Here is a 1,302-nt window from a genome sequence, read left to right on the forward strand (position 1 = left end):
TGTGATGTCTCAGGACATCGGAATAGTCCGAACCCTCGTTTAGGGTTCGGATTTTTTCTTTGGGCGGCCGCGGGTGACGTGGCGGGGTTGGTAGTCCCTGGTGGGGTCCAGTGTTAGCTGGCGGAGTAGTTCCCCGGTGGCGGCGTTGATGATGGTGATGTCGTGGTCTTGGGCCAGGATGAGGACGCGGGTGCCGGCGTGGGTTCGTCCGAGTCCGATGTGGTGGAGGCGGCCGTGGACGCGCAGGGTGATGGTGCCGGATTTGTCGATGCGGTCGGTGCGGACGCGGTCGTGGGTGTCGGTGCGGTTTGCTGGGTTGGCTTTGGGGCGGGCGTTGTAGGCGGTGCTGGGGGTGGCGCGGTGTTGCAGGGCGCTGTGGGGCCGGTGCTGGTTGTAGGTTTCGGTGAAGGTGTCGAGTTGGGTCTGTAGTTCGGTCAGGGTGGTGGCTCGGGGTCGGGCTTGGAGCCATTTTTTCAGGGTGCGGTGGAATCGTTCGATTTTGCCGCAGGTGGTGGGGTGGCTGGGTGTGGAGTTGATCTGTCTGACGCCCAGTGTTCGCAGTTCTGATTCGAAGGCGTTGCGTCCGCCTTTGCCGCCGGCGAGGCGGGTGGTGAAGACCATGCCGTTGTCGGTGAGGGTGGAGTAGGGGATTCCGTGTTGTTCAACGGCGTTTCGGAATTCGGTGACCACGATGGTGCCGGTGACGCGGCGGTGTGCGGTCAAGCGGAGCAGGTAGCGGGCGTGGTCGTCGATGAAGTCCAGGATTTCGGTGTCGGTGCCGTCGGCGAGGCGCCAGTGGGTGAAGTCGGCTTGCCAGCGCTCGTTGGGTTGTTCGGCGGCGAAGCGGATGTAGGAGGATTTGGGTCGTTTCTGCGGCTGTGGCGGGATCAGTCCGGCGGCCCGCAGGTGGCGGTGGATGGTGTTGGGGGCCACTGTCAGATGGTGGTGGTGCTGTAGGTGCCAGGCGATGGTCTGTGGGCCATGGTCGAGGCCTTTGCCGGCCAGTTCGGCGCGCAGCCTGATGATCACGTCGATGGTGGCCTGCGCCAGCCGGGTCGGACTGTGGTGTGGGCGCCGCGATCGGGGCTCGAAGGCAGCTTCGCCTTCGAGGCGGTAACGCCTGACCAATTTGGAGATCCAGCTCTGGGAGACCCGGTAAGTTCGGGCGGCTTCGGATTGGCTGAGTCCTTGCTCGACGACGGCGGTGATGACCAGGCGCGCTTTCGACACCCGCTGACGGTGCGGCCTGAACCTATTCCGATGTCCTGAGACACGCCATTCCTATGTCCTGGAACCACACAC

1 protein-coding gene is annotated in these 1,302 nt (G+C 64.0%); it reads right to left on the reverse strand.

The window, feature by feature from the left end:
• Positions 1-39: 39 nt before the first annotated feature.
• Positions 40-1,230, reverse strand: a complete 1,191-nt coding sequence (locus DQP56_RS24285; protein ID WP_112689624.1) for an IS481 family transposase — start codon at positions 1,228-1,230, stop codon at positions 40-42.
• Positions 1,231-1,302 lie beyond the last annotated feature (72 nt).

The sequence above is a fragment of the Mycolicibacter senuensis genome, assembly GCF_003284925.1.
GTDB classification, from domain to species: domain Bacteria; phylum Actinomycetota; class Actinomycetes; order Mycobacteriales; family Mycobacteriaceae; genus Mycobacterium; species Mycobacterium algericum_A.